General features: G+C 39.8%; 6 protein-coding genes. All 6 read right to left on the bottom strand.

Features of this window, described 5'->3' with window-relative positions; translation table 11 throughout:
* Positions 1 to 38 precede the first annotated feature (38 nt).
* Entirely contained in the window at positions 39 to 1,418 is a 1,380-nt protein-coding gene (locus B3B27_RS07810; RefSeq protein WP_286845073.1) for a hypothetical protein, read from the bottom strand.
* A 28-nt stretch (positions 1,419 to 1,446) separates the two neighbouring features.
* Positions 1,447 to 2,808, bottom strand: a complete 1,362-nt coding sequence (locus tag B3B27_RS07815; RefSeq protein ID WP_286845072.1) for a neutral/alkaline non-lysosomal ceramidase N-terminal domain-containing protein — start codon at positions 2,806 to 2,808, stop codon at positions 1,447 to 1,449.
* A gap of 3 nt (positions 2,809 to 2,811) precedes the next feature.
* Positions 2,812 to 4,182, bottom strand: a complete 1,371-nt coding sequence (locus tag B3B27_RS07820) for a DegT/DnrJ/EryC1/StrS family aminotransferase (protein ID WP_286847238.1) — start codon at positions 4,180 to 4,182, stop codon at positions 2,812 to 2,814.
* A 441-nt stretch (positions 4,183 to 4,623) separates the two neighbouring features.
* The gene (locus B3B27_RS07825) at positions 4,624 to 5,115 is read right to left on the bottom strand and encodes a transposase (RefSeq protein WP_286845074.1); all 492 of its coding nucleotides are present in this window, start codon (positions 5,113 to 5,115) and stop codon (positions 4,624 to 4,626) included.
* Positions 5,116 to 5,388: 273 nt separating this feature from the next.
* A complete protein-coding gene (locus tag B3B27_RS11850; RefSeq protein ID WP_414703243.1) occupies positions 5,389 to 5,538 on the bottom strand; it encodes a DUF4372 domain-containing protein in 150 nt (49 codons plus the stop codon).
* Between the two features lie 749 nt (positions 5,539 to 6,287).
* Positions 6,288 to 7,101, bottom strand: an 814-nt coding sequence (locus B3B27_RS07830; protein ID WP_286847239.1) for a glycoside hydrolase family 16 protein, incomplete at its 5' end; no start/stop codon positions are given.

The following is a 7,101-nucleotide window of genomic DNA, read 5'->3' on the forward strand; positions in this document are numbered from 1 at the left end:
TTAAACATAGGAACTAATTTTTTTTAAGTACATTCTTATTATTTAATACCCACCAACTGAATTTTGACCAAATCTTCAATTTCCTTTCCTTCGTTTATAAATCTGGCCAATGTATATACGTCATTATTATTCCCCAATGCAATCGAATTTACATAGGTTGGAATAGAACCGTTCTCATAGAAAATTGGACCTAAATCCTGATATTTCCTTTCAGGGATGTTGTAAGTAACAAGATGCAAATATTCCATCCCTTTCGCGGCACCCATATTAATTTTGTCGAGTCCGGCTACTCTCTTTCCGTCTTTGTATATCGGCGCACCCGTAAGGTAATAAATCATACCGCTCTTATCGATGCAGAAGCCAAGGTAACCATAACTGAATTGATCGAACATTCCGCTTTCCTTCGACGGTAAAGATGTAATGCGGTCAACAATTTCAACTTTTTTCTCACGCGGATCAAATGTAAAAAGATACCCTGAATTTCCGTGCACGCCATATGCCTTATTTTCAGGACTATACCAGTATATCTTACGCCAGTTATACCCCATACTTCCCGCATCTTTGGGATCATATTGACCAAAATAATCGAGTCGCAGATCAACTCCGTCCAATTTTCTCAAAGCGGGATCAGAAGGGTTATAATAGAATATGTCTCCGTCGGCAGTAGAATAGTAAACATTCCCGTCACGAGGATCTATGAACATGGAACGACAAATTACCCTGAAATTTTCGGTACCTAGCTGCGTTTCTCCTGCTTTAGATATCGAACCGAGGTTTTTCAGTTCTCCTTTCTGGATATTATAATCCAAAAACAGCCCTCTTGGCCAAGTCAGTCCGTACAAATGGTCTCGATCTTTATCCATCACCATTGTAATGATACCCTCCCCTTCCGGTGCTAGGGCGAGACTCTTTATTTCTCCGCTCTTCATATCATAATAAAGAAAATGGCCACCGGGATATAACCTATATTCCTCCGGAGCAACTGTGGGAACATGTTCGGCACCATCTGTCATTTGATAATAACCGAGGTGGGTAGCGAAATACAGTTTCCCGTCTTTTTCATAAAATTCAACATGGCTTTTGCCTTGCGCGATATATTTTTGTTGTTTCTCTCCCAATGCTTCTGATAAATCTGCAATAAATTCCGTCTTATCCTCTTTGGGGTCATAACGGTAAAATTGTCCTCCGATATCATGCCTAGTGGAGGACAATACATAATATATTTTTCCATCACTTGCTGCCGATATCGCATTATAGGTGTCATGCGCATCCGGGAACCCGGAAAAGTAAGTTCTGGCAATTAAGGTATCACCGACAATAAAATCATTTGTTTTCTCGACAGAAACGGTTTTCGAATTGTTGTTACAAGCAATGAGTAACAAAGTTGATAAAAAAGGAATCAAGATTGTTTTTTTCATTTTAAAGTTCATTTTTAATTTATATTGGTTACATTTTTAATATTTCTGAAAATCCCGCTAATATCCTAGACTCAATACTTTTATCCCATCTTGCCGGCAGCCCATATACCCGCTGAGCGCCATCACCCTCATATCCCCCTTCTTCGAGAATTGTGACTGTTGGGATATATCCCATTACATCATTTGCATAAGACATTACAAAAATTTCATCGCCATACAACTTCTTCAACTGAAGGGCATAGGAAATTACCGACTCCCCTCCAAGGACAAACAACTGCTGTTCTCCTATCCGCCAATGTTGAATCGGGAAAGGATAATTATGTCGGAATGATTTATTGGATTCGTATTCGGCAATCATTCCCCTTGCCCAGCGACCTTCGTAATCGTCCCTAAGAGATATTTCCTGAATTTTTTGCATCGGAAGAGGTGTATCGAATAACAAATTAACCTCATCGTATGCAACCTGTATATTACTCTTTTGAATTTTCATATCCCCGGAAAGGACACACTCAACTGATACCGCTAATTGTTTTCCATACTGGATGGCTAAAGGAACAGATCTTCTCGGCAAGGGGTTCTGGTCTGCTCCTGCACCTTGAAAAAAAAGCGCCATTGCCCCCGGATACATTTTTTCCAGTTCTATCTGGGCAAATCCGGGATAATCTCCTGAAAATTCATTAATAGACAGAGTAGTAGGATGACAAGCGTAGCCAAAGATCACGGCGAGTAGCTTTTTATCCAAATCCTCAATCTTAATCACAGGCACAGCGTAATCATTAGGGCCTTTTAACGTTGTGACCGACAACAATTGATTTTCACTGTTATTTCTTCGGTTTACTTGAAATCTGGAAATTCCATTCCCGGTATATATTCTGGCTGGTTTCAAACCACTCAATGCCTGCTCAACCAATAGCAACAAATTCTTTTTCAATTGTGCTGTATAGATATCCACTTTTTGCCATTCGGAACGATCCATCGGATAAATATATTTTAAAGCGCGGGCAACCACCGGTCCTGAGTGAGTATGGGAACTACTTATAATAATTTGCGATTTTTCAAAGTCATATCGCTGCTTCAATATTCCCTTCAATTCATTGGAAAAATCCTGCGGAATCGAAAGGATATCCATTGTTATCAAAAGAGTTTTGAATCCTTTCTGGTCCTGGAATACAATCGCTTTTGCCCATAAATCGTGAAGAACACCTTCTGACGGTGTTGTCCGACTGGCATAACCGGCCATCCACATCGGAAATTCAGGAGTAATCTTTACTTTGCCAACCCCTATTTCCCATATGTCTGCAGATTCCTCCACATTTCCAGAAAATCCGAACGAAGGCAGAATAAACAGTACAAGTATAAGACAATGGCGAATTATTCTTTTCTGCAACATGACCTACATTCCTTCTCTTTTAATAATTTTCTCGGCATTCATAGAGATCTTCTCAATCGCGTTCGCAATGCTATCTAAAGAAGATTTGTCTCCCAACAGCATATTCTGAGTCAACCATATAGATTTTTCGTCACAAATCTTATCATTGACCGGACACTGGTTATTTTCAAGAAAGTCATTGTAATCAATTTCACTTTTTGAATAAAGCTTTTGGTATAATCTCGATTCAAACGCATTCTTTATAAAAGATTGGGTATGAAGAGGTGTATATCCCGCAGAGCAGGGAACGCCTTCCGCTTGCAAAGCTTTAAGGAATAAGGATCTTGGCATTCCTTTAAACTTTTGCTTATCATAAATCATAGGGAACAAATGAAAGACAGCTTTAGTCGTTTCCATATATAACTTAACGGAAGAAATGCCGGGTATGGCATCAATTTTTTTCGCTAAATACATGCCATTATCCCATCTTTTATCCGTTTCTGCCCGTAATGTTTTCATCTGGTTCAATCCGATGGCAGCCTGATATTCCGTAAACCTGATTTTAGTGCCGACCATAACCGCGCCTCCACTAATATTTCCGACTTGTGTACCATAAGGGAATCCCAAATTATGATAAGAATAACAGCGATCCATAAATTCATCGTCGTTACTGACAATGGCCCCACCTTCTCCGATAGGCATATTTTTTGATGTTTGAAAGCTAAAACAGCCTGCATGTCCGATGGAACCTACCTTTTTCCCTCCTACTTCCGCCAAATGGGCCTGACAAGCATCCTCAATAACAATTAAGTTATGCTTCCGGGCTATTCTCATTATTCGCTCCATATCCGCCGGAATTCCCAGAATATGTACCAGTAAAATTGCTTTGGTCTTTTCTGTAATCTTTTTCTCTATGTTGGTCGGATCAATTTGAAACGTATCCGCGTCAATATCTGCAAAAACAGGTAATGCTCCATTAAGTAAAATGGCTTGGACAGTCGCAACAAATGTATAGGGAGTTACAATCACCTCATCTCCCGGCCCAATATTCCATTGAGCTAGAGACGTAATTAAAGCATTGGTGCCATTTACTACTGAGAGACAGCGCTTGGTCCCTATCATGTTGGCCCATTGATCTTCAAACTCAGATGTAACTTTAGAGCGCGACCAAACCCCACTTCTCAAAATGTTCAAAATACTTTCATCGTAATTGGGGGATTTCCATCTGGGCCAATCGGGCCATAAACCGGTATACGATTTCGGACCGCCAAGGATTGCAGGTAGTTTTAGACTATCCTTCGATTTAGCAAAAACGTATGAACTATTTATTCCCGAAACAGCCAGTAAGCTTGCTCCTCCCAAAACAGATTTTCTAATAAAAAATCTCCTATTCATAGTAAAACTTATAATATCACCACTCTTTTCGATAAACCGAAAGAGTATGCGTTTTATTGACAAACTTTCTCTCAGGTATATCTCCTATATCAAAAAGTATATAAATCAGCTAGTTATATGGAAATTATCTTCAATAACATAAGTCTACAGATTGATATTGAATATCTAATTACAAAGATGCAACTTAACTGTTTCGTTTTAAAATAAATATCGAAATTTTATCCTCAAAAAACGCAGTCATTCATTGTCGCACCTTATTCTTGACAACGGAAAGAGGTGTAAAATTACAACATTGAAGGAACCCTTTTCGAATTAGCGGATTTTTATTCAACATTTTGCTTGAATAGTAATTGTATTACGAAACGGCGGTGAGCACGGACCGATTGAATTTATAACAAAATTATTGAGATAATATTGTAAATCATTGCCGTCCGATAAAAACTAGTTTTGATTATTCGTGACCTCTAACAGGTTTATTATCAAATGCAGATAGTTAAACAAGTGTATCCTGCAAAATGACACCAGGTTCGAAAATGCCCAGGGACGTTTCAAACGCTTCTGTATAACCGTAAGTAACAGGTTCACGCTCAAAACACAATATATCTGTATTTTTATCGCGTTCTCATTGTCTCTCGGGAAATACTTGAGCGGGAAATTCCCTTTCAACTGTTTGTAGAGTACCTCGATTTGCCACCTTATTTTGTATATGGCGGCCATCATGTTGGGGCGCATACCGAACAGGTTGGTCAGGAACTCGAACTTGCGCTTCAACACCCTGTCATAAAACACCACTTCCTTCACCGTTATCCCGATGATGGTGTCTTCCGGCACGCCACTGTGAATACATTCATCAATGTAAAGTTCTTCTTCCACCTTGTAAATGGCATTGTCCTTGAGGCGTGTCACAAATCCGGCTCCTTTTTCACAAAACAGTTTGAACGCTTTATAATCGTTGGATCCTTGTCAAAGACGTAGATGGTGTTGGCATCGTGAGTGATCCTCTTTAAGAGTAAATGGTCGCTCGTGGCAGCCGATGAGAACCATATCATCTTTGGTACAAGCTTCATCGACATTGATAACGGTATGCACCTTGATCCTCCTTTGCGTTTACCGTCCGAGGGGGGGCAGCCCACGCACTTCAAGATATCTTGGAACAAACTGATGACCGTACTGTCAAAGAACTCGATTTGTTTGTTTATTACTTTCTTAAACCGGATGTCCGAGATCACGTGCCCGTACTCCCCGGAGCAAGTCGTGGTACACACCGCAGAAGAGCATGCTGATAAGGTGATCCTTCGCCGTGAAGCGTTTCACATAATGGTCTGCCTTGTATCGTTTGCTGTTCCGTACAATAATATCCTTGTATTAATCATAGATAATGAGTTGTCCAAGAACCGATTATCCAAAAAATGTGTGCTCTTGTTCATTGTAGCCTTGTTTTTGTGGTGGATACAAAGCTACAATTATTAATGCGTTGATCAAAATCTAATTTGCCCTCGCACTTCTTTTAAAAAAGTTTTATCGGACAACAGTGTTTCAGATTGCTAAAAGCACGCTATAGATGCCTCCGATGTTCCATTTTACGGAGAAACGAATAGAGGTCCATATCTGCATTTGCTTTGTTGTTTACAAGGTTTTAGAAGGAACTTGAACGAACTATCCGAACTATCGGTATAAGGATGAGCGTGGATAAGGTTCTGGACATCGCGAAGACGATATCGATCCTTAAAATTCGACTGCCGAACGGTGAACTCAACACACAGACACTCTACACAACATCACAGAAAGAGATCATTAAGCCTCTAATCGAGTTGAAATGGCAAATAGGGTGGCACATTTGTCAAAATCAGGACTACAAGCCCGTTTTGTGGAATGACGGGTACTCCAATTTAAAAAACAAAAAATATTGAACCCCTTTAAAATGTTTCAAATCAGAGTTTGTAAATGTCTAACTGACTGGTGCTTGAAATTTCTTTGTGAAAAAAGACTTTTTCCCAAGCGGGTTCAATATTAACATTCAAGTTTCAAAAGTGCGGAAATTGTTAAGAATTCAACTTTTGCATTTATCATGATTATGGATAAATCTTCAGACTCAACAGCAGCGGCTATTTCTTTTTATACACTTTTACATAATCTACCATAAATGTATCAGGAGCGCAAGCATTCTTTATCCCTTCAAGTGTGGCTGGTATCTCCATACTGAGAATCATATACTGATCAATTTTCGATATTCCTTCGCTTACCTCATGAAACTTCAGTCCATCAATAAAAAATGCATATTTCTCCGGTGTCCATTCAAGTGCAAAGGTATGAAAACCTTCTGAAAGCCCTTTCAGATCGCTGTCAAGACGCCCCACCGATTTCTGGTTTGGCCCATAAGCCCAGTGAACACAGTGGGTCATATGATCGTTACCTAATCCCTTGAAATATTCAAAAATATCTATTTCTGCACCAAAAACTGCTGGGTCTTCACCTTCCGATATCAGCGGAGACTGCATCCAAAATGCAGCCCAAGGGCCATCGCATTTTTGAAGGCGTGCTCTACATTCGAAATAACCATAAGTAGTATTAAAAGTTTGATAGCTCCCTACAGCACTACCCATGATGCTGTCCTTTCTGATGTCATACATCAGGTGTAAACATCCATCATTTACGGCAACCATGGAGGGGTCGTTGTAACCGATACGGCGAGGGCCGGTTCCCCTGATTCTCCATTTTAATGTATCCAGTTCCGTTCCTTCAAAATGATCTTCCCAGAAGAGGGAATAACCTTCATTCTCGGGAATAAAGAGATCTTGCGAAAGCGCAGTATTTTCCGAGATAACACGCTCTGCTGTCTTTTTTTTTGATTCTGTACACGCAGATACCGCCATGATACCTAATGTTAAAACAATAATTAGTCGAGCCTTAAAAAGCCCA

It is taken from the genome of Proteiniphilum sp. UBA5463, assembly GCF_002427225.1.
Classification (GTDB): Bacteria; Bacteroidota; Bacteroidia; order Bacteroidales; family Dysgonomonadaceae; genus Proteiniphilum; species Proteiniphilum propionicum.